The organism is Cyanobacterium stanieri LEGE 03274, assembly GCF_015207825.1.
Classification (GTDB): Bacteria; Cyanobacteriota; Cyanobacteriia; order Cyanobacteriales; family Cyanobacteriaceae; genus Cyanobacterium; species Cyanobacterium stanieri_B.
The window spans coordinates 32,767-53,000 of the sequence record NZ_JADEWC010000025.1; the positions used below are offsets into that span (position 1 = coordinate 32,767).

General features: G+C 39.2%; 16 protein-coding genes and 1 tRNA gene. 9 read left to right on the top strand and 8 right to left on the bottom strand.

The genetic code is table 11. The features are described 5' to 3' along the window. The first annotated feature begins 117 nt into the window (after positions 1–117). A complete protein-coding gene (gene secA, locus IQ215_RS10950; protein ID WP_193801354.1) occupies positions 118–2,937 on the top strand; it encodes a preprotein translocase subunit SecA in 2,820 nt (939 codons plus the stop codon). Positions 2,938–3,304: 367 nt separating this feature from the next. Continuing rightward, complete coding sequence (gene wecB, locus IQ215_RS10955; RefSeq protein ID WP_193801355.1) at positions 3,305–4,420, top strand: non-hydrolyzing UDP-N-acetylglucosamine 2-epimerase; 1,116 nt, start codon at positions 3,305–3,307, stop codon at positions 4,418–4,420. On the opposite strand, the gene IQ215_RS10960 is transcribed toward wecB, so the two are convergent. After that, a complete protein-coding gene (locus tag IQ215_RS10960) occupies positions 4,421–5,692 on the bottom strand; it encodes a serpin family protein (RefSeq protein WP_193801356.1) in 1,272 nt (423 codons plus the stop codon). Between the two features lie 168 nt (positions 5,693–5,860). Between IQ215_RS10960 and IQ215_RS10965 the strand changes: the two genes are divergently transcribed. After that, positions 5,861–5,947 (top strand) — tRNA-Ser (locus tag IQ215_RS10965). A 96-nt stretch (positions 5,948–6,043) separates the two neighbouring features. Then, positions 6,044–6,280 carry a NifU family protein gene (locus tag IQ215_RS10970; protein ID WP_193801357.1) on the top strand — a complete coding sequence of 79 codons (237 nt, stop codon included), beginning with the start codon at positions 6,044–6,046 and terminating at the stop codon, positions 6,278–6,280. A 296-nt stretch (positions 6,281–6,576) separates the two neighbouring features. Here IQ215_RS10970 and IQ215_RS10975 read toward each other — a convergent pair whose 3' ends face one another. After that, on the bottom strand, positions 6,577–7,635 hold the full coding sequence (locus tag IQ215_RS10975) for a DUF3326 domain-containing protein (protein WP_193801358.1): 1,059 nt from the start codon (positions 7,633–7,635) through the stop codon (positions 6,577–6,579). Between the two features lie 277 nt (positions 7,636–7,912). Further along, complete coding sequence (locus IQ215_RS10980) at positions 7,913–8,089, bottom strand: hypothetical protein (protein ID WP_193801359.1); 177 nt, start codon at positions 8,087–8,089, stop codon at positions 7,913–7,915. 205 nt (positions 8,090–8,294) lie between these two features. Between IQ215_RS10980 and IQ215_RS10985 the strand changes: the two genes are divergently transcribed. After that, positions 8,295–8,573 (top strand): 4a-hydroxytetrahydrobiopterin dehydratase, encoded by a 279-nt coding sequence (locus IQ215_RS10985; protein WP_193801360.1) that lies wholly within the window; start codon positions 8,295–8,297, stop codon positions 8,571–8,573. Between the two features lie 11 nt (positions 8,574–8,584). Here IQ215_RS10985 and IQ215_RS10990 read toward each other — a convergent pair whose 3' ends face one another. Beyond that, positions 8,585–8,992 (bottom strand): hypothetical protein, encoded by a 408-nt coding sequence (locus IQ215_RS10990; protein WP_193801361.1) that lies wholly within the window; start codon positions 8,990–8,992, stop codon positions 8,585–8,587. Between the two features lie 184 nt (positions 8,993–9,176). On the opposite strand from IQ215_RS10990, the gene IQ215_RS10995 reads away from it, so the two are divergent. The 3 genes from IQ215_RS10995 to ilvC all read left to right on the top strand — a co-directional run bounded on the left by IQ215_RS10995 (position 9,177) and on the right by ilvC (position 12,740). Next, the gene (locus tag IQ215_RS10995) at positions 9,177–10,526 is read left to right on the top strand and encodes a cation:proton antiporter (RefSeq protein WP_193801362.1); all 1,350 of its coding nucleotides are present in this window, start codon (positions 9,177–9,179) and stop codon (positions 10,524–10,526) included. 187 nt (positions 10,527–10,713) lie between these two features. Beyond that, entirely contained in the window at positions 10,714–11,670 is a 957-nt protein-coding gene (locus IQ215_RS11000) for a PRC-barrel domain-containing protein (protein WP_193801363.1), read from the top strand. Between the two features lie 77 nt (positions 11,671–11,747). Further along, positions 11,748–12,740 (top strand): ketol-acid reductoisomerase, encoded by a 993-nt coding sequence (gene ilvC / locus IQ215_RS11005; protein ID WP_193801364.1) that lies wholly within the window; start codon positions 11,748–11,750, stop codon positions 12,738–12,740. A 100-nt stretch (positions 12,741–12,840) separates the two neighbouring features. On the opposite strand, the gene psbV is transcribed toward ilvC, so the two are convergent. Next, positions 12,841–13,329, bottom strand: coding sequence for a photosystem II cytochrome c-550 (gene psbV, locus IQ215_RS11010; protein ID WP_193801365.1), 489 nt, complete (start codon positions 13,327–13,329; stop codon positions 12,841–12,843). A 277-nt stretch (positions 13,330–13,606) separates the two neighbouring features. Here psbV and bchI point away from each other — a divergent pair, with 277 nt between their 5' ends. Beyond that, positions 13,607–14,680 (top strand): magnesium chelatase ATPase subunit I, encoded by a 1,074-nt coding sequence (gene bchI, locus IQ215_RS11015; RefSeq protein ID WP_193801366.1) that lies wholly within the window; start codon positions 13,607–13,609, stop codon positions 14,678–14,680. Between the two features lie 287 nt (positions 14,681–14,967). Here bchI and pheT read toward each other — a convergent pair whose 3' ends face one another. The 3 genes from pheT to ychF form a co-directional block, all read right to left on the bottom strand. Beyond that, a complete protein-coding gene (gene pheT, locus IQ215_RS11020; RefSeq protein WP_193801367.1) occupies positions 14,968–17,400 on the bottom strand; it encodes a phenylalanine--tRNA ligase subunit beta in 2,433 nt (810 codons plus the stop codon). Positions 17,401–17,780: 380 nt separating this feature from the next. Continuing rightward, positions 17,781–18,086: a hypothetical protein gene (locus IQ215_RS11025; RefSeq protein ID WP_193801368.1), complete on the bottom strand. Its 306-nt coding sequence runs from the start codon at positions 18,084–18,086 to the stop codon at positions 17,781–17,783. 960 nt (positions 18,087–19,046) lie between these two features. Further along, entirely contained in the window at positions 19,047–20,141 is a 1,095-nt protein-coding gene (gene ychF / locus IQ215_RS11030) for a redox-regulated ATPase YchF (RefSeq protein ID WP_193801369.1), read from the bottom strand. Positions 20,142–20,234: the final 93 nt, after the last annotated feature.

Consider the following 20,234-nt stretch of genomic DNA (forward strand, 5'->3'; position numbering starts at 1 on the left):
ATTACCCGCCTTCACTTTTTGCTGCAAACCCTAATTAAGGTACATGGGTTCTTTTCCTCAAAATGATATGATTAAAAAATATATTAAATAGATAAAAGCAATTATATAAATTAGACTATGTTTAAAAAGTTATTTGGTGATCCTAACGCAAGAAAACTAAAAAAGTTACAACCTCTGATTGCCGAGATTAATCTATTAGAGGAAGATTTTAAAAAATTATCTGATGATGAAATGAGGGCAAAAACGGCATCTTTTAAAGAGATGTTTGCCAAGACAAAAACTAAGGAAGAAAGAGATGATATATTGGATGAGATTTTGGTGGAAGCCTTTGCCCTAGTAAGAGAAGCTGGGGTAAGGGTTTTGGGTATGCGCCATTATGATGTGCAACTTTTAGGGGGTATTGTCTTACACACTGGGCAAATTGCTGAGATGAAAACAGGGGAAGGTAAAACCCTAGTGGCGACTTTACCGGCTTATCTTAATGGATTGACGGGGAAAGGGGTTCATGTGGTGACGGTTAACGACTATTTGGCTCGTCGTGATGCCGAATGGATGGGGCAAATTCACCGCTTTTTGGGTTTAGAAGTAGGTTTAATTCAAAGCGGTATGACTTCGGTGGAGCGCCGCAAAAATTATTTGGCAGATATTACCTATGCTACTAATAGCGAATTGGGTTTTGATTATTTGCGGGATAACATGGCGACTTCCATTGAAGAAGTGGTACAACGATCGCCCCATTACTGTATCATTGACGAGGTAGATTCGATTTTAGTGGATGAAGCCCGTACACCGCTAATCATTTCAGGACAAGTTGATCGCCCCATAGAAAAATATCAACAGGCTGCCCAGATAGCCCAGATGCTTACGAAACAAGAGGAAGAAGGAGATGGCGGCCATTACGAAGTGGACGAAAAAGCCCGTAATGTGTTACTAACCGATGAAGGTTTTGCCCAGGCAGAGGAACTTTTGGGAGTAACAGACTTGTATGATCAAGAAAATCCTTGGGCGCACTACGTTTTCAATGCCATCAAAGCCAAAGAATTATTCACCCGTGATGTTAACTACATGGTGCGTAACGATGAGGTGGTAATCGTGGATGAATTTACAGGTAGGGTATTGGCAGGAAGGAGATGGAGCGATGGTTTACACCAAGCCGTGGAAGCCAAGGAAAAAGTAGAAATTCAACGGGAAACCCAAACCCTCGCCAGTATTACCTATCAAAATTTCTTTTTGTTGTACGAAAAACTATCGGGGATGACGGGTACAGCCAAAACCGAGGAGACAGAATTTGAGAAAGTTTATAACCTACAAGTAACCATCGTACCCACCAACCGCCCTAATGATCGTAATGATTTGCCCGATGTGGTGTATAAAAACGAAATCGCTAAATGGAAAGCGGTAGCAGAAGAATGTGCGGAGATGCACGAAACGGGGCGCCCTGTATTAGTCGGTACTACTAGCGTAGAGAAATCGGAATTATTATCAACCCTTTTGGCGGAGAAAAAGATTCCCCATAACCTGCTTAATGCCCGTCCTGAAAACGTGGAAAGGGAATCGGAAATTGTGGCTCAGGCAGGAAGAAAAGGGGCTGTAACCATTGCCACCAACATGGCGGGGCGTGGTACAGATATTATCCTCGGTGGTAACTCTGACTACATGGCAAGGCTGAAAATTCGGGAGTATTTCATGCCCCAAATTGTTCGTCCTGAAGATGATCAATTAAAATTTAGTGTGGCGGGGATTGATATGGGTAAAAAAGCCAAAGGGCAAGGTTTTAACGGCAATGGCAATGGTAAAAAACCCAAAACTTGGAAGGCCACTTCTGATATTTTCCCCTGTGAGTTATCTTCTGAAACCGAAACGCAGTTAAAAGAAGTGGTGAAGTTGGCGGTGGATAGTTACGGTTTCCAAGGATTGTCAGAATTGGATGCTGAAGAAAAAATTGCGATCGCGGCGGAAAAAGCACCCATTGAAGATCCCGTTTTAATCCAACTACGGGAAGTATATAATAGCATCCGTGGTGAATATGAAAACCTTACAGGCAAAGAACATGACGAGGTAATCGAAGCAGGAGGTTTACACGTAATTGGTACAGAAAGACACGAATCCCGCCGTATCGATAACCAATTGAGAGGAAGGGCAGGAAGACAAGGAGATCCCGGTTCTACTCGCTTCTTTTTGAGCTTAGAGGACAATTTATTGCGGATTTTTGGGGGCGATCGCGTGGCTGGACTCATGAATGCCTTTAGGGTAGAGGAAGATATGCCCATCGAGTCTGGAATGCTCACCCGTTCCCTTGAAGGCGCCCAGAAAAAGGTGGAAACCTTCTATTACGATGCCCGTAAGAGCGTTTTTGAGTATGACGAAGTGATGAACAACCAAAGACGGGCGATTTATGCTGAACGTCGTCGAGTTTTAGAAGGAGAAGATTTGAAAGATCAAGTTATCCAGTATGCCGAGAAAACCATGGATGAAATTGTTGATGCCTACGTCAATCCCGACTTACCCCCCGATGAATGGAACCTGGAGGCGCTCGTGGACAAAGCCAAAGAGTTTATCTACCTCCTCCAAGATGTCACCGTCAAAGACTTAGAAGATATGACATCCACCGAGATGAAAACCTTTTTAAGAGAAGAAGTTCATAAAGCCTACGACATCAAAGAAAATCAGATCGAAAAACTCCAACCGGGGTTAATGCGTCAAGCCGAAAGATTCTTTATCCTCCAACAAATCGACACCCTCTGGCGTGAACACCTACAAAACATGGATGGATTACGCGAAGCCGTTGGCTTACGGGGTTATGGACAAAAAGATCCCCTCATTGAATACAAACAAGAGGGTTACGAAATGTTCTTGGAAATGATGATCGATATTCGCCGTAATGTCGTTTATTCTCTCTTCCAGTTCCAACCCCAAGCCCAACCCCAAGCAGTATAATGGCTTTGCCCTAATTTCTTGATAAAAGTCCCCCATTATTGGGGGATTTAGGGGTAAAACCGAATTTATAGGGTGATACACCAGATATAATTCCTAACTTGAGTTCAGGATAAAATTAATAATTTTGTCAAGGTGTTAGCTATCAGGTGTTAGGTATCAGAATTTACAAAAACTGTACTTTGTATGAAATTCCTGAGTCAAAATATACCTTAGTTCAATTTATTGAACGATAAACCCTTAGCCGTGTAATTCATTACACGGTGGATAAAGATAAATTTGCCATAACTGATTGAATAATTTGTAACTAGGGATGACTCAAACTGAATATAATATGATTTTACTGGAAAGATAAAAATAAGATATTAAAATGTCCGCCCAAAAAACTATTTGTATCACCCTTGGCACACGCCCAGAAGCCATCAAACTCGCACCCGTTATTCAAACCTTTCAAAATAGCCCAGAATTTGATACCAAAGTGATTTTGACAGGGCAACATCGGGAAATGGTTGCTCAGGTAATGGACATTTTTGGTTTAACCGCCGATGAAGACTTAGACATCATGCAACCTAATCAAACCCTCAGCGATATTACCTGTCGTAGTTTACAAGGGTTAGAAAAAATATTTCAAAAAATTAAACCTCAATTAGTTATCGCCCAAGGGGATACTACCACCGCCTTTGCGGCTGCCCTTGCTTCATTTTATCAACAAATTCCTGTGGGCCATGTGGAAGCCGGATTACGCACCAATAATATTTATAATCCTTTTCCTGAAGAAGCCAATCGTCGTCTAATTTCTCAAATTACCCAACTCCATTTTGCACCCACTACCCTAGCGGTGGAAAACTTAAAAAATTCGGGGGTAACGGGGGAAATTCACCACACAGGTAACACGGTAATAGATGCTTTGTTATCGGTGGCTGACAAAAATCCTCCCTGTGATGTGGAGGGGCTAAACTGGGATCAATATAGGGTATTGTTAATGACTGTCCATCGCCGAGAAAATTGGGGTGAACCTTTACAGGACATTATTAAAGGGATGCAGTTAATTTTAGATCAATTTCCTGATGTGGCGATCCTGCTTCCCCTCCATCGTAATCCCACGGTAAGAAATCCCATCAAACAGGCTTTTGATAACCATGAAAGGGTATTTTTAACCGAGCCTTTAGATTACCAAGAATTAGTAGGAGCAATTAAGCGCAGTTTTTTCCTTTTAACTGATTCTGGAGGTTTACAAGAAGAAGCTCCCAGTTTAGGAAAACCTATCTTAGTTTTACGAGAAACAACGGAAAGACCAGAGGCTATTACTGCAGGAACGGCAAAATTAATCGGCACTGATGCAGAAATAATTTTTCAATCTGCCCAAGAATTATTGACCAATCAAAGTAGTTATGATGAGATGGCAGGGGCTATTAATCCTTTTGGGGATGGGAAGGCGTGCGATCGCATCTTAAACATAGTCAAAAATTACTTAGGAATTGTCTAACTATAGACTGTTGACATTACCCATAAATAAAATAGTGCCTGTTTCCTCATCCTGAATTGCATAAAAGAAAGGACGATTTACCACCATTTCAAAATTATCAAGAGGTAAAGAAGTAACCCGAATACCAATAGAAGTAACTGCGGCTGCTTCCGTGCCTTCCTCATTAACATCAATAAAAGTTTTATGTTTTACTTGATCAATTAATATAGGTTCATCAGTTAAATTACTAAAATCAGCCTGATTAGTAAAAGCCTTATTGATACCCAACTTCTGTAAAACATTATTTAAAGAAATATCATATTCTATACTAAATCTTGGCAAACGAATCGTACCGTCTTGACGACGCAAATTAGCAGTCCATTCCTGCCATATTTCCCCGTTTAAATTTTCCATCACCCCATCCAAACTAGAATCCTCTTGAGGTAAAACCACATACATAGCCAATTTTTCAGACTCCCCATAGGGCAAACGAATCATTTCTACATCATCATTTTCCAAATAAGCAAAACTACCCTCCCGACTCATCAAAGGATGTTGGATAACCTCCCCATTAGACTGGGTAAAATTCATCTCTTGGGTTAATTCGGGATTAAAGGCTTGTTGCCATTCACCCTTAAAATAAATAGCATTAATCAAAAATAAAACATCTTCAGGGGAAATAGAATCGACAATAGTAGTAATTTTTTCCTCAGTGGCATCACTCACCCATTTATTAATAATATCCACCGCATCAGGGCTATCAAAATCTAAGGCTGATACTTCACTTTGATAATATTCCCTATTTTGGCTCAAAAAATTGGGTTTAATGGGAAAACCCTCACGAATCCAAAGAGAATTGTTAATAGAAAGGGTACTTTCTTGGTTATTTTGTAATAAATCTTGTAAAGTTTTATACTGTCTATTAATTTCAGGAAGAATAATATTTTCTAACTCTAAAACTCGTCTGATTTCCTCTCTGGTTTCAGCATTTGCACCATTATTTAACAAATTTAAAGCAATAGAAACACTAGGGGCAGAAATAAAAATATTCTCATCTTCGTCTTCCATCCTCACCGCAGAAAATAACTTAAAAGCAAAGTCACGATTAGCATTAACTATTCTCTCATCTAACAAATTAGTTTCAGAATTACTCATCTCAGAATTATCTTTTTCGGCATATACCGCATTGTTAGTGGTAAAAATTTTATCTAAACTAGGATTAATAGCAACAAAACTAGCTGTTAATAGTAAAAGAGTTGCCAAGAATATTTTGCTTTGATTATTATTTAGCATTTGATTTTTTGTAGTCAATTATTATTTATAATAGGGGTTAATAGTTGAAAACTAAAATAATTTTAATAATCTAATTAGATCCTATAATAACCACTTTAACTTAGACTAATTAATTATAGATTTAGTTCCCAATAACCACAGTATTTGTTATAATTGACCATTGGACATGGAGAGGTGGCAGAGTGGTTGAATGCGACAGTCTCGAAAATTGTTAAGGGGTAACACCCTTCGGGGGTTCGAATCCCCCCCTCTCCGTTTGTTTATGGCTCAATAGACTTTGGATTAAGTCCGCCATTGGTAAATTGGTTATCATGATATGTATTGGCTCTAATTTTATCAAAGGAGATATTTATGGCTTTAGCTTTGACCAATGAAAATGTCGAACAAGTTTTAGATGATTTACGTCCCTACTTAATGGCCGATGGTGGTAATGTTGAGTTGGTAGAAATTGATGGTCCAACGGTAAAACTAAGACTACAAGGGGCTTGTGGTTCTTGCCCTAGCTCTGCCATGACTTTAAGAATGGGTATTGAACGTCGTTTAAGGGAATACATTCCTGAAATAGCCGAAGTGGAACAAGTTTTATAGTTTTACTCATTTTCGTACTCTTGTCTTAGTGGATGAGAGTATTTTTCTTTTGGTTATTTATAATTTCAGGTTCGGAAAATTTGTTATAAATAATCTAAGTTTGGGATAAGATTTATAGTCTTGTAAAGGCGTGAATAATTGACAATTGACAATTGACAATGAATAATTGAACTATTTTACTCTTACTCCCCATCCCCCATACTCCTCATCTCCCATACTCCCCATCTCCTGCAACCTGTACTGGTGTACCATGCTACGTCCCTAGCACCTGAAACCTCACTCTAATTTGTAAGTGATCAAAGGGACTCGATATAACACCAATTATGAGCGGTATCGGAGGTTAATCCTTGAAAGTGAATTCCTGCTTTGTGGGCAACCATAACACCGATCGCCTCCAGGTATGATTTAACCCGAATAGGTTTGATAGCAAGGGGTTCGGGCGGTACTTTTATGATGGTTTCGTTATCTTCGACGACGATGATTTTGGTATGGGAATGGGCAAAACTTAGGGTAGCACTACCCCCACAGGCATGGTGGGGAATTATTAAAGCATCTATGTCATCGGCCCATAAACTGTGGCTATTTCTATCTTGAGTAAATTGGGGTGCTTTGTTTAAACCCACTAAAACACAGGGTAAAAAAGTATATCCCAATTCTTCGGCGGCAGCCCGTGGTGAAATATTGGTATCTAAAGGTAAAGGAGAAAGGGCGGGGGCATGGGCGCAAGGGATTTGAAATTCCCTCACCAACAAATGGGAAATAACAGCTTCAGCCCCAGCGAGCGCATCTACACCGCTACCATGACGATAATCGTTGAGGGCTTGGGAATCACTATCATCAGGAAATCTGGCTACCACGGCGATCGCACTTATGCCCTGTGCCACTAATTTTTGTCCTGCCCTCAATAAACTATCAGGATTACCAATAGTACCCCAACTAGCTCCACTATCAGCGATTCTTAACTGCACATTCAGGGGGGCATCGGTGACGATATAATCTCTGACATTAACCCCCACCGTTGCCCGTAAGCCATCCATGGCTTGGAGATGACGATAATATAACTCCGGTTCGATATTTTGATCAAAAATTACACCAATTTTATTTTGATGCACCGATTTTAAACCCCATTCCCCCCCAGCAAACTTATCAAGGGCATAACCTTCCACATAATCAATATTTTCCTTTGCCCAATATAAACTTGCTCCATTCATCACATTAGGATGGGTGATGAGGCGATCGCACACTTCTCCCATAGCCCTCGCCACAGGTAAAGCATCCCCCGCATAACCACCAATGGAAGCACCCACCCCCGTGGGTACAATTAACACAGCACAATAAGGTTTCTTGTAGAGCATATAACCAGTATCAAAAATTGATTAAAATTCAATAAAAAGAAAAGAAATAACAAACAAAATTACGGCATTGCACGGGTTATGGTATGAAATATAATTGAATTACACTAAACATTTACCAAAACATTATCACTGTTGCCTATTCCCCGTTCCCTGTTCCCTTAAATAACAAATCAGCAACGCCAAAATAACTAATTAGGGCTTTTTCATGTTTATTGCCTATTCAGCAAACCTTAGTTATCAATGGTTTAACCCTAACACCTCTGCCACCATTTAATTTTTATTTCCCTTTAGTGACAATGGCTTCCACATGGGCTTTTTCCCCTTCCTTATCCACTTTAGTCACCGCCCAACGTAACGGATTGCCCTCCTCATTTAACTTTGTCTCTACCTCCTTTTTAAAGGTCAAAGGATTCTCTTTTAAATCAACTTCTGCAGTAATAAAATGAGTAGTCATAATCTATTAAATAGGTAAATTTTCTAGTCTAACCATAGCATTATATTAACCAAATTCTACCCAAAAATCTTTAGTCTAAAAGGCTTTAGCTTATCTTATAAAAATAACATCTTCCATGAGCAATCCCATCACCTTGGGGGAATTACCGAAAAGAAAGCAAAAAAAAATGAGCTAAGATCAAACAAACAAAACACTAGAAAACAATATGTTATTGAACCAACAACAAATCCAACAAAAACTAGAGAATTTCCAAGATTGGAACGTAGAAGGAAAAAACTTAGTCAAAACTTTCCAATTTGATGACTTTCTAAAGGCGATCGACTTTGTCAACCAATTAGTAGCCCCCGCAGAATCCGCAGGACACCATCCAGATATATCAATATCCTATAACAAAGTCACCATAAACCTTACCAGCCATGACCAAGGGGGTATCACAGAGAAAGACTTTGACCTAGCCCAAAAAATCAACCAAATATTCACCTAAGAGACTTTCAATTACTCCGTCAATTCAGAATCTTCTTCCCCTCCGATGCCCTCAGACTGCCTTAAAAAAGCCTGAAAACAATCATCATCATTAATGATATGCTTAAAAGCCCCCCTCATCAACTCCAAACTGTCGGCATCATCCCCAATATTCTCCGTCAACATTAAACCCACCATCAAAGATAAAAACTCCTCGGACTCCTCCCCATCATATTTTTCCGTCGCCTCTAGGGCAAACTGTTCCAACATTTCAGGATCATCCATACTTCCCGTAGTCAACAAAGACTTACACATATAACCCCCCATCAAATAACCTACATCTTCAGCATTGATAGTAGTGGTTACATCCTCATTTGCCCTCACCGAAGCAGAAGGAAAAATCAACAAAAATGAAGTGATTAATAAACTAAAATATTTCATTGCAACAGATAATAAGTGTCATAATTAATCATAATTGATTTAGTAAAAATTGAATTAAAAACCTTAGTATATATGACATATTAGAAATATTAAACACCCATAGATAAAAATAAATGGAAACTCCTTGTGATATTCTAAAGAGAATATAAAGTAAAAATTTTTGCGGGTGAAAGTATAAAAATTTATGTCTTGGTTTTATCCTATTTTTGCAACAGAAACAGAAACCGCAGAACCATCCTTGGTTTTAGCAGGAGTTTTACTAAGTTTAGTCATCATCTATTTTGCTAGTAAAGTAGGTGGCGAAATTTGTTCGAGAATAAATCTTCCCGCCGTACTAGGAGAATTAGTGGGAGGGGTTGTCATTGGGATTTCCGCCCTCAAATTTCTCGTCTTTCCCGAAGGAGGCATGGAAGCCACCGATTCTCTGATTATTCAATTTCTTCAATCCACCGCTAATTTAACCCCCGGGGGAACAGAATTAGTATTTGAGAGCATGAGTGAAGTTATCTCTGTTTTAGCAGAACTAGGGGTAATCATTCTCTTATTTGAAATCGGCTTGGAATCAGATTTAAAAGAATTAATTAGAGTAGGCCCTTCGGCCGCCATTGTTGCTGTGGTGGGGGTAGTTGCTCCCTTTGTGATGGGAACGGCTGGTTTAGTGTTTCTTTTTGGTTTACCCGTAATTCCTTCAGTATTTGCAGGGGCTGCCCTGACTGCCACGAGTATTGGGATTACAGCGAAGGTATTAGCCGAGTTGGGTAAATTAAGTTCCACCGAAGGACAAATTATCATTGGTGCGGCAGTGTTAGATGATATTTTGGGCATTATCGTTTTAGCGGTGGTGGGTAGTCTGGTTAAAACTGGGGAAGTTCAAGTTAGTCAAATTATTATCCTTATTGTTAGTGCTGGTGCTTTTCTTATCGGCACTATTTTAATTGGTAGATTAATTTCTCCTTTCCTAGTGAGTTTGGTTAATCAAATGAAAACTAGAGGACAGGTTTTAGTTACGGGGATAATTTTCGCCTTTGTCTTGGCCTATGTGGCAAATATCATTCAATTAGAAGGAATTTTAGGCGCTTTTGCTGCGGGGTTAGTATTGGCTGAGACAGAAAAGAGAAAGGAATTAGAGGAACAAATTATTCCCGTGGCGGATTTGTTTGTACCAATTTTCTTTGTGTGTGTGGGTGCAAGAACTGATTTGGGGGTTTTAAATCCTGCTATTCCTAGTAATCGTGAGGGTTTAATTATCGCTTCATTTTTGATCATTGTTGCCATTGTCGGTAAGGTGATTACTGGTTTTACGGTGTGGGGTAAACCGGAGATTAATAAACTTGCTATTGGGGTAGGTATGGTACCTAGGGGAGAAGTGGGTTTAGTGTTTGCGGGGGTAGGTTCTGCTAGTGGTGCTTTGTCTCCTGCCACTGAGGCGGCTATTATTGTGATGGTAATTGCTACTACTTTTGTTGCTCCTCCTCTACTCAAGGCGGTATTTAAGGATGAACCTGAAAAGGTTATAGAATCAGAAGCGAATTAAGATCTTTTACAATATAAAGATAAGGTTACTTAGGGAAGGATGGTTAATTTTTAGCCTCAAAACTGCCCTAAGTTTCTTTTATCTTTTGTTTTCTGCTATTTTGTTAATTTTGAGTTATTATCATAGCACTAGCAGTGAGTAAGGGTTTTTAAGATAAATTTAGTTCGTATTCTATATATAAATTATTATGGCAAGTGAACAAAGTCGTTTACGCAATGAGTTTTTAAATACTCAGGTAATTACTCGAAGCACGGGTAAAAGACTAGGAGTAATCAAGGAAGTTTTAGTAGATGTTGATCGCCGTGAGGTGGTTGCTTTTGGTTTGCGGGATAATATGTTGGCATTATCTGGCATTCCTAAGTATATGTATATTGATAGTGTCTCTCAAACGGGAGATGTGGTGTTGGTAGAGAGTGAAGATGCGATCGAAGATATTGATATAGAACTTTATAGTCCTCTAATTAACTGTGAGGTAGTAACGGAAACTGGTGAACCGTTAGGAAAAGTGCGAGATTTTCAGTTTAACCAAGAAACGGGGGAGGTTGACTCTTTAACTATAGCTACTTTAGGTTATCCCCAAATTCCTGATCAATTAATTAGCACCTATGAATTATCCGTTGATGAAATAGTTAGTAGTGGGCCTAATCGTATTATTGTTTTTGAAGGGGCGGAAGAACGTATTACACAAATTACCGTAGGAGTTTTAGAACGTTTGGGTATTGGTCGTCCTCCTTGGGAAAAGGATGATGATGATATGTATTATGCCCCTACTACTCCCCCAGAAAATCAGTTACCAACGGGAATGCCTGTGCGGCCTGTAGCTCCTCCCATTAAAAGTCAACCTCCTGTACGCGAAGATAATTGGGAAGATGATAAGTGGGAAGAAGTTGCCCCTGTAAATCCTCCCGTGCGTCGTCAACGTTCTGCCCCTTTATATGAGGAGGAGTTTGAAGGGGATAATTGGGGAGAAGATAGATTAGAAAGACCTTCCCCTAGTCGTTATGAACCTTCTACGAGTCAGGTGGATAGTTATAATGCTGAGTTGATGGAGGAGGATGTTTGGGATGATGAGGATGATTATCGTCCCCAAAAGGTTAATATTCCTCAAAAACAGAAGATGCCTGAATATGAGGAGGAGTATTAAATCAATAAATCGCAGTTAATAGGCTATGATATAAGATTGCTTACTAAATTTTAATTTTATATTGAGGTACTTCTATAATGGCTCAAATGTATTATGATAATGATGCTAACTTAGATTTATTTGCTAATAAAACTGTTGCTATTATCGGTTATGGTTCTCAGGGTCATGCCCACGCTCTTAATTTAAAGGAAAGTGGTGTTAATGTTGTTGTGGGCTTATATGAAGGTAGTAAATCCACTGCTAAAGCTGAGGCGGAAGGTTTAAAGGTTTATAGCGTTGCTGAGGCTTCTTCGATGGCGGATTGGATCATGATTTTGTTGCCTGATGAGGTCCAGCGCACCATATACGAAAATGAAATCGCGCCTAATTTAAGTGCGGGTAATGTTCTTTCTTTTGCCCATGGTTTTAATATCCATTTTGGTCAAATTGTTCCCCCTGCGGATGTGGATGTGGTAATGATTGCGCCTAAAGGTCCTGGACACCTTGTCAGACGTACCTATGAACAAGGTCAGGGAGTACCGGCTTTGTTTGCGGTATATCAGGATGCTAGTGGTAAGGCTCGTGATTTAGCCATGGCCTATGCGAAGGGAATTGGTGGCACTCGTGCGGGTATTTTGGAAACTAGCTTCAGGGAAGAAACTGAAACTGATTTATTCGGTGAACAGGCGGTTTTATGTGGTGGTTTGTCTGAGTTAATCAAGGCAGGTTTTGAAACTTTGGTTTCGGCGGGTTATCAACCTGAAATTGCTTATTTTGAGTGTTTACACGAAGTTAAGTTAATTGTTGATTTAATTGTGGAGGGTGGTTTGGCTTCTATGCGTAGTAGTATTTCTAATACTGCTGAGTATGGAGATTATACCCGTGGTCCTCGTGTGGTGACTGATGCAACCCGTGCGGAAATGAAAAAAATTCTTAGTGAGATTCAATCTGGACAGTTTGCCCGTGAGTTTGTATTGGAGAATCAGGCCGGTAAACCAGGATTTACGGCGATGCGTCGTCAGGAAGCCGAACAACCTATCGAAGAAGTTGGTAAGGATTTACGAGCTATGTTTAGTTGGTTGAAAAAATAATTAATCTTCCCCCTCTCCTGATAGGTGAGGGGATTTTTTTTGATAAAAAAGGGGGCACATAGCCCCTGGAAAGCCTAAAAGAGTAAAACTGATGGGAGAATTACGGTTCGATTAAGGTACGTTTACCCCATTTTGGATCTGCTTGGGTTTGAATTAAGATGTAACCTGCGATCGCCTCTAGGTCGTCATCGGTATAGTTTCTCATTTCTGACCAAATATCAGATCTTTCGGTATTCATGTGTAAGAGGGAAAGATCATCTTCACCGTCATAGGTGGTGGGATATTTCATGTAGTCCACAAGGGCTAAAACGTTATCCCTAGCAGGAATAGCATTGGAAAGAGCTTCGATGCTTAAACCAACGTTGGGGTTAGTTTTGGTTTTACCTTGAATATGACACTGAGTACAACTGGCTACAAATAATTTAGAACCTAATTGGGCTTCTTGGTTACTGAGGGTAATAAAATCTCCTTGATCATTTAAAGGAACGGTGCGAAGTTCTTCGCTTAAACTGAGTGCATTTGCCGTGCCAGTGAAAGACTGCCACATTAAAAACATCCCAGCTAGAATTATTAAAAAAAATCTTTTCATAATTGGCAAACTAATATTTTTTTGTATTTTCTTGGGATTTAAAAGATTATACGTTACCTATTTTCCCTTAAAATAGGTTCTTATTTTGCCCTTTATTGTAAACTTTTGTTAATATATAGGTTTTTTCTAGTTTTTAACAACCGTTGCTTTCAAGGGGCAAATTTTTTGATCTTAATTGTTATTTTCTTGACGGTGATCTAAGAAACACATACTATAAAAAGGTTATCCTTAATTACATACATAAAAAATTAGAATATCTCAATAAATTTAAACACCTATGACAACCACCTTACAAGCCCCCCCTAAAAAAAATCGTAGATTAGTATTTCCTTTTACTGCCATTGTTGGACAAGAGCAGATGAAATTGGCTTTATTGCTCAATGTTATCGATCCTAAAATTGGTGGGGTCATGATTATGGGCGATCGGGGTACAGGCAAATCCACCACCATCAGGGCATTAGCCGACCTTTTACCTGAAATCTCTGTGGTAGCAGGAGATCCCTTCAACTCAGATCCTAATGATATGGAAATGATGGGGGAAGAATTGAGGGAAAAAGTGGAAAATAATGAACACATTGACACCGTTCAAAAAAAAGTTCCCATGATTGACTTACCCCTAGGAGCAACCGAAGATCGTGTCTGTGGTACTATTGACATTGAAAAAGCTCTTTCTGAAGGGGTAAAAGCCTTTGAACCAGGACTCTTAGCTAAAGCTAACCGTGGTATTCTCTACGTAGATGAGGTAAACCTACTCGATGATCACCTTGTGGATGTGTTGCTTGACTCCGCCGCTAGTGGTTGGAATACCGTAGAAAGGGAAGGTATTTCCATTCGTCACCCTGCCCGTTTTGTGTTGGTAGGTTCTGGAAATCCCGAAGAAGGGGAATTACGTCCCCAATTATTAGATCGTTTTGGGATGCACGCCGAAATTCGTACCGTCAAAGATCCTGATCTCCGTGTGCAAATTGTAGAACAAAGAGCAGAATTTGATCAAGACCCTCAAGGCTTTTTGGCAAACTATGATGAGCAACAAAAGGCTTTACAACAAAAGTTGGTTGATGCTCAAAATTTATTACCTCAAATCACCATTGATTATGAAATTCGGGTAAAAGTATCGGAAATTTGTTCTGATTTAGATGTAGATGGTTTACGGGGAGACATTGTTACTAATAGGGCGGCAAAGGCGATCGCGGCTTTTGAAGGACGTACCGAAGTAACCGTGGATGACATCCGCCGAGTAATGCCCCTGTGTCTGCGTCACCGTTTACGTAAAGATCCCTTAGAATCCATTGATTCAGGCTATAAGGTAGAAAAAGCCGTTGATCGTGTTTTCGGTTTAGATGTGGAATAAACCATAAAAAAATCTCCTCAACTTTCCATGGAGGAGACAAAAAATCATTTTCAATAATGAATAATTGGTAGGGTGGGCAATGCCCACCTTAAATTTTTGGGGAAAATTAAAGCAACGAAACCAATGACATCAAGTTCGGAAAATTCCTTGTAAATAGATTGTATTTTAGCAGTTGCCCCACCGTGTAATTCATTACACGGCTAATGGTAGTTCGTTCAATAAATTGAACTAAGATATTAATCTGCTAATTTGGCGGACTTGATATGACTTTCCTTCTCAAAAGAAAACTAACTGCGTAACTCCACAGGAAATTGCTTCGCTAACTTATCTCTAACTTTGTTATGAATAGGATCAACATCCGTATCCTTCAAAGTACCATCAGGGGAATTATAAATTAAACTAAAAGCCAAACTACGCTTACCATCAGGTACATTTTCCCCTTTATACTCATCAAATAACTTCACATCCACTAAGGTTTTACCCCCCGCCTTGCGCATAGCGTTGGTAATTTCCGCCACCGTTAAATCCATGGGTGCAAAGAAAGCCAAATCACGCTCTACATTGGGATAAGTAGAATAAGCCTTGAAAGTGGGAATCTGTAAATATCTTTGGCTGATATAATCCATCAAAGGAGCAAGTTTCAACTCAAACACATAAACACTCTCAGGCAAATCTCTTTCCTGCCTTAACTGGGGATGAAGTTGCCCAAATACCCCAATTTTAGTTTTATGTAACCATAAACCTGCGGTGCGCCCTGGGTGCAAACGCTCATCATCGGATTCTGCCTGATAGGTAATCGGTGCTTTGAGACTGCTAAATAAACTCTCTAAAACGCCCTTGGCTTCATACCATGACATGGGTTGCGGTTTACCACTATTTACCCAAATACCATCCCTATATAAATCACCACCGAGGATACCCCCTAGGGCATCACCTTCACATCTTTTATCACCTTCTAGCCAAAAAACTCGTCCAATTTCAAAACCATTTAAATGACCATTTCCTTGGGCTTGGTTGTATTCAAAGGCATTGATTAAACCATCAATTAAATTGCTACGGAGAGCAGAATATTCACTGAAAAGAGGATTAGCGATTTTGATTTGGGCTTTTTCAGGGCTAACGAGGGAATATTGCACCAATTCCGTTAAGCCTAAACCACGCAATGCCGAACTAATTTGACGCTGAATGGTTACCTCGGAGGATAAGTAACCCACTTGAGATTGGGGGGGTAAGGTATCGGTAAAACGATCATAACCATATAATCTGGCAACTTCTTCAATTAAATCGATTTCCCTTTCCAAGTCACGGTATCGGTAAGGTGGCACGGTGACAACCCAAGTTAAAGGGTTTTCTGTTTCTACTTTCAACTGACAACCTAAGTCGGTTAAAATTCTTTCCACGTCTTGGGGGGCAACATCGGTTAATCCTTCCCCATCAATCACTTTCCCTAATACTTGGTGTAAACGGTTGAGTCTGAGTTGGATTGTGTTGGTAAATTCTCCCCGACGATTATCCGCAGTAACTTGGGCGGTAACGTTACCTTGGGCTAAATCAGTAATAAGGGTTACGGCATGGTTAAGGGCTTTTTCTAGTTGCACTTGGTTAACTCCCCTTTCGTAACGGGTGGAGGCTTCGGTGCGGATGGATTGACTTCTGGCACTTCTACGGATTGGCACAGGTTCAAAAAGGGCGGCTTCTAGGATGATATTCTGGGTATTATCATCTACTTCGCTTTCTTCTCCCCCCATGACTCCCCCTAGGGCGATGGGATGATTGTTGGCGGTGATGAGTAGATTTTGCTCTTTTAGTTGTCTTTCTTGCCCGTCTAGGGTGGTGAGGGTTTCGTTTTCTTGGGCAAAGCGCACCCCAATATTTAGGGTTTGGCTGTTGGTTATCTGAGTTAGTTTTTTCCTGTCAAAGGCGTGTAAGGGTTGCCCCCATTCAAGGAGGATGTAGTTAGTTACGTCAACTACGTTGTTGATGGGGCGCACTCCCGATGCTTCTAGTCTCCATTGCAACCATTGGGGAGAAGGGGCAATTTTAACGTTTTCGATAATTGTACCAATATAGGCAGGACAGGCGGAGGTTTCTTTGATGTCTAGGGTGAGGTTATCAGTTTGATTGTTGGGGGTAATAATTTCGGTGGTGGGTAGTTTTAACTCTCCTCCTGTGAGGGCGGCTACTTCTCTGGCAATGCCTACCATACTGAGGGCATCGGCACGGTTGGCGGTGGCGGTAATATCGAGGATGACATCATCTAAGCCCAAAAGGGGGCGCACGTCTTGCCCGATGCTTAAGTCTCCTTCGAGGATTTTGATTCCTTCGCTTTCTTTGCTTAATCCGAGTTCGGCTAATGAGCAAACCATGCCTTTGCTTTCTACGCCTCTGAGTTTGGCTGGTTTGATTTTTAAATCTACGTTGGGTAAATATGTACCAAGGGTGGCAATGGGTACAAATATATCTTTTCTGATGTTGGGCGCACCGCAGACGATTTGGGAGGGGGTTTCTTCGCCAATGTCGATTTTACATAGACTCAGTTTATCAGCGTTTGGGTGGCGATCGCACTCTAAAACTCTACCGACAACCACACCATCAGCCCAAGTGCGTCTATCTTCTATATCTTCTACTTCAAATCCAGCAATAGTAAGGGTTTTGGCTAACTCTTGGGGAGAAATATTAATATCGACGAATTCTTGTAACCACTTAAAGGATATGCGCATTGTTTAAAATATAAATTTTTTGTAATAACCTAATCTCCTATTATTAACTACTTTGGAGGTGTTAAACAAGTTGTCTGCAAAGGGGAAAAAATTAGTAATGAACAATACTTATGACTAAAATCCTTCTTGAATGGTATGTCTTTGAAATGAAGATGACAGCATTGCTGATTTTAGATATAATTTCCCATGGAAGTGGGAAATAGGGAATGATTCGACTACGCCACAATTAGTAAGTTATTAAATAAAATAAGATTGACTATTACAAAAAAGTTTGGGTAAAAGGTAATTAAATTTATCTTGCTGTAATAAACTTTTCCTTCTACCCTAACTCCTGACACCAAAAATTAGACGTTAATCTATAGTTGATACGTCAGATATTATTATTGTTGTCCACCTTCTTCGGTGGTTTCTCCCTCTACTTCAGTACCTTCTTCGGTGGTTTCTCCTTCTACTTCAGTACCTTCTTCGGTGGTTTCTTCCTCTACTTCAGTACCTTCTTCGATGGTTTCTTCCTCTACTTCAGTACCTTCTTCGATGGTTTCTTCCTCTACTCCAGTACCTTCTTCGATGGTTTCTTCCTCTACAGGGGGAGTAACTTCTGCTTCACCACCGCAGGCGGTAAGAGATAAAGAAGTTCCACCTAATAATAAAATCATTAATAATGTCCAAAGACGATTGTTTTTCATAATTCTTAACCTAGTCTTAATGTTGTAAAAGATATTATGACTTATATATTTTTAATTATCAATATGTTAGAGATTAATTTTTATTTTTTGGAGATAGCATTAGGTTTATTTATTATTTACGCCTTAAATAAGTTTTTTTTATATTAGTAGGGCTACTCTGAACGTTTTGTTTCTGTTCTAAAATAAATAGATGACGATAAAGTAATAATTTTAGCTTTTAAAAGATTATAATATACTTTACTAAAAAAATAATTTGATGTGTTAAAAAGATAGAACAAGAAATAACTTATACTATTTTATTGGTTTTCGGTATTTTTTCCTCAACAATTTATGATCAAACTTATTTTCAACAGTCAGTAAAAAATATTAAAAATTATAATAAAAGATGTATTTCTCTTGGCACTTATTTATTTTAACAATAAAACAATGTTTTAGTAATAAACTTGATTATAAAGTCTTAGATGATCAGACATTAGGTAATTGATAAAATATTGAATGTATCTAAAATTCAACTAAAGCAGATATATATTATTGTAAAAATAGATTAGCACCATTATGTTAGTCAAAAAGAAAAAGTTAGAATTATTTATTAATAATATTGACTTATAAAGAAATAAAAATAAGAAGCAAAAAATATAAAATAAAAAACAACTATCGAGTATTAAAAAATAATAATTAATAGCAGATTAGTAAAAAAAAGTAAAAATTGCATTGTTAATATAACGATTAAATATTAGCCATTAAAGTCATTGGATACCTTATAATTGTAATCCTGGTCAATCAGATTTAGTATGACTAACAAAACAATTATTATTACTAACAGTATAAATAGTATAAAAATAAGGACGTGTTTTTTACATATCCCTATGACAGCGCCCTTATTAATTATCCAAAAAAACTTATTAATAATCCAAAAATATAATATTTAAAGATCTGAAAAAAATCGATTAACAGAGAAAATTAAACATTAAAACGGAACAATAAAACATCCCCCTCTTGAACTACATACTCCTTACCCTCAGCCCTAACCAAACCCTTTTCCTTTGCAGCGCCCATACTACCACAACTCACCAAATCATTATAAGCAACGGTTTCCGCACGAATAAAACCCCTTTCAAAGTCAGAATGGATTACCCCTGCCGCTTGGGGGGCTTTCATACCAGCAATAATAGTCCATGCCCTAGTTTCCGTTTCCCCAGTGGTGAGATAAGTGCGTAATCCTAACAATTCATAAGTAGCTCTAATCAAAGACTGTAAACCGCCTTCCTCTACGCCTAAGGATTCTAAAAATTCTGCCTTTTCTTCTGCCCCTAACTCCACTAATTCCGATTCAACTTGCGCAGAAACGATGACAACCATCGCATTTTGTTTGGTAGCTTCTGCTTTTACACCCTCTACCCATTGGTTACCCGTGGCTAAATCTTCATCACTAACATTAGCGGCATAGATAACGGGTTTTGAGGTTAATAAACCTAGGGGCTTGATAATTTCTTCATCTTCGGGAGTTAAATCTACTTCCCTAACGGCTTTACCTTCATTGAGGATGGGTAATATTTTTTCTAAAACTTCCATTTCCGCCACAGCTTCTTTATTGTTGCTTTTGGCTTGTTTTTTAAGTCTTTCCACACGGCGCTCGACTTGAGTTAAATCAGCTAGGGATAATTCTAAATTGATAACCTCCATATCACGCACTGGATCTACTGACCCAGAAACATGGATAATATCATCACTGTCAAAACATCTGACTACGTGGATAATGGCATCTACTTCCCTAATATTAGCAAGGAATTGATTTCCTAACCCCTCTCCTTTACTAGCGCCCTTAACTAATCCTGCAATGTCCACAAATTCGATACGAGTAGGTACAACTTTAGCGGAATTAGATATTTTTGCCAATACCTCCAAACGCTCATCAGGCACGGCTACAACCCCCACATTGGGCTCAATGGTACAAAAGGGGAAGTTTGCCGCATCGGCTTTGGCATTGGCTACTACGGCATTAAATAAGGTGGATTTTCCTACGTTGGGGAGTCCGACGATTCCTGCTCTTAACATATATTTTTTCTTTTACTGGTCAATACTTCATTATCTGCTAAGGGCGATGAATAAATCAACTAAATGGGGTGATGGGGAGTGAGGGTGATGGGG

Coding starts and splice junctions, on each gene's coding strand:
- secA (WP_193801354.1), top strand. CDS start 118: ATGTTTAAAAAGTTATTTGGTGATCCTAACGCAAGAAAACTAAAAAAG.
- wecB (WP_193801355.1), top strand. CDS start 3,305: ATGTCCGCCCAAAAAACTATTTGTATCACCCTTGGCACACGCCCAGAA.
- IQ215_RS10960 (WP_193801356.1), bottom strand. CDS start 5,692: ATGCTAAATAATAATCAAAGCAAAATATTCTTGGCAACTCTTTTACTA.
- IQ215_RS10970 (WP_193801357.1), top strand. CDS start 6,044: ATGGCTTTAGCTTTGACCAATGAAAATGTCGAACAAGTTTTAGATGAT.
- IQ215_RS10975 (WP_193801358.1), bottom strand. CDS start 7,635: ATGCTCTACAAGAAACCTTATTGTGCTGTGTTAATTGTACCCACGGGG.
- IQ215_RS10980 (WP_193801359.1), bottom strand. CDS start 8,089: ATGACTACTCATTTTATTACTGCAGAAGTTGATTTAAAAGAGAATCCT.
- IQ215_RS10985 (WP_193801360.1), top strand. CDS start 8,295: ATGTTATTGAACCAACAACAAATCCAACAAAAACTAGAGAATTTCCAA.
- IQ215_RS10990 (WP_193801361.1), bottom strand. CDS start 8,992: ATGAAATATTTTAGTTTATTAATCACTTCATTTTTGTTGATTTTTCCT.
- IQ215_RS10995 (WP_193801362.1), top strand. CDS start 9,177: ATGTCTTGGTTTTATCCTATTTTTGCAACAGAAACAGAAACCGCAGAA.
- IQ215_RS11000 (WP_193801363.1), top strand. CDS start 10,714: ATGGCAAGTGAACAAAGTCGTTTACGCAATGAGTTTTTAAATACTCAG.
- ilvC (WP_193801364.1), top strand. CDS start 11,748: ATGGCTCAAATGTATTATGATAATGATGCTAACTTAGATTTATTTGCT.
- psbV (WP_193801365.1), bottom strand. CDS start 13,329: ATGAAAAGATTTTTTTTAATAATTCTAGCTGGGATGTTTTTAATGTGG.
- bchI (WP_193801366.1), top strand. CDS start 13,607: ATGACAACCACCTTACAAGCCCCCCCTAAAAAAAATCGTAGATTAGTA.
- pheT (WP_193801367.1), bottom strand. CDS start 17,400: ATGCGCATATCCTTTAAGTGGTTACAAGAATTCGTCGATATTAATATT.
- IQ215_RS11025 (WP_193801368.1), bottom strand. CDS start 18,086: ATGAAAAACAATCGTCTTTGGACATTATTAATGATTTTATTATTAGGT.
- ychF (WP_193801369.1), bottom strand. CDS start 20,141: ATGTTAAGAGCAGGAATCGTCGGACTCCCCAACGTAGGAAAATCCACC.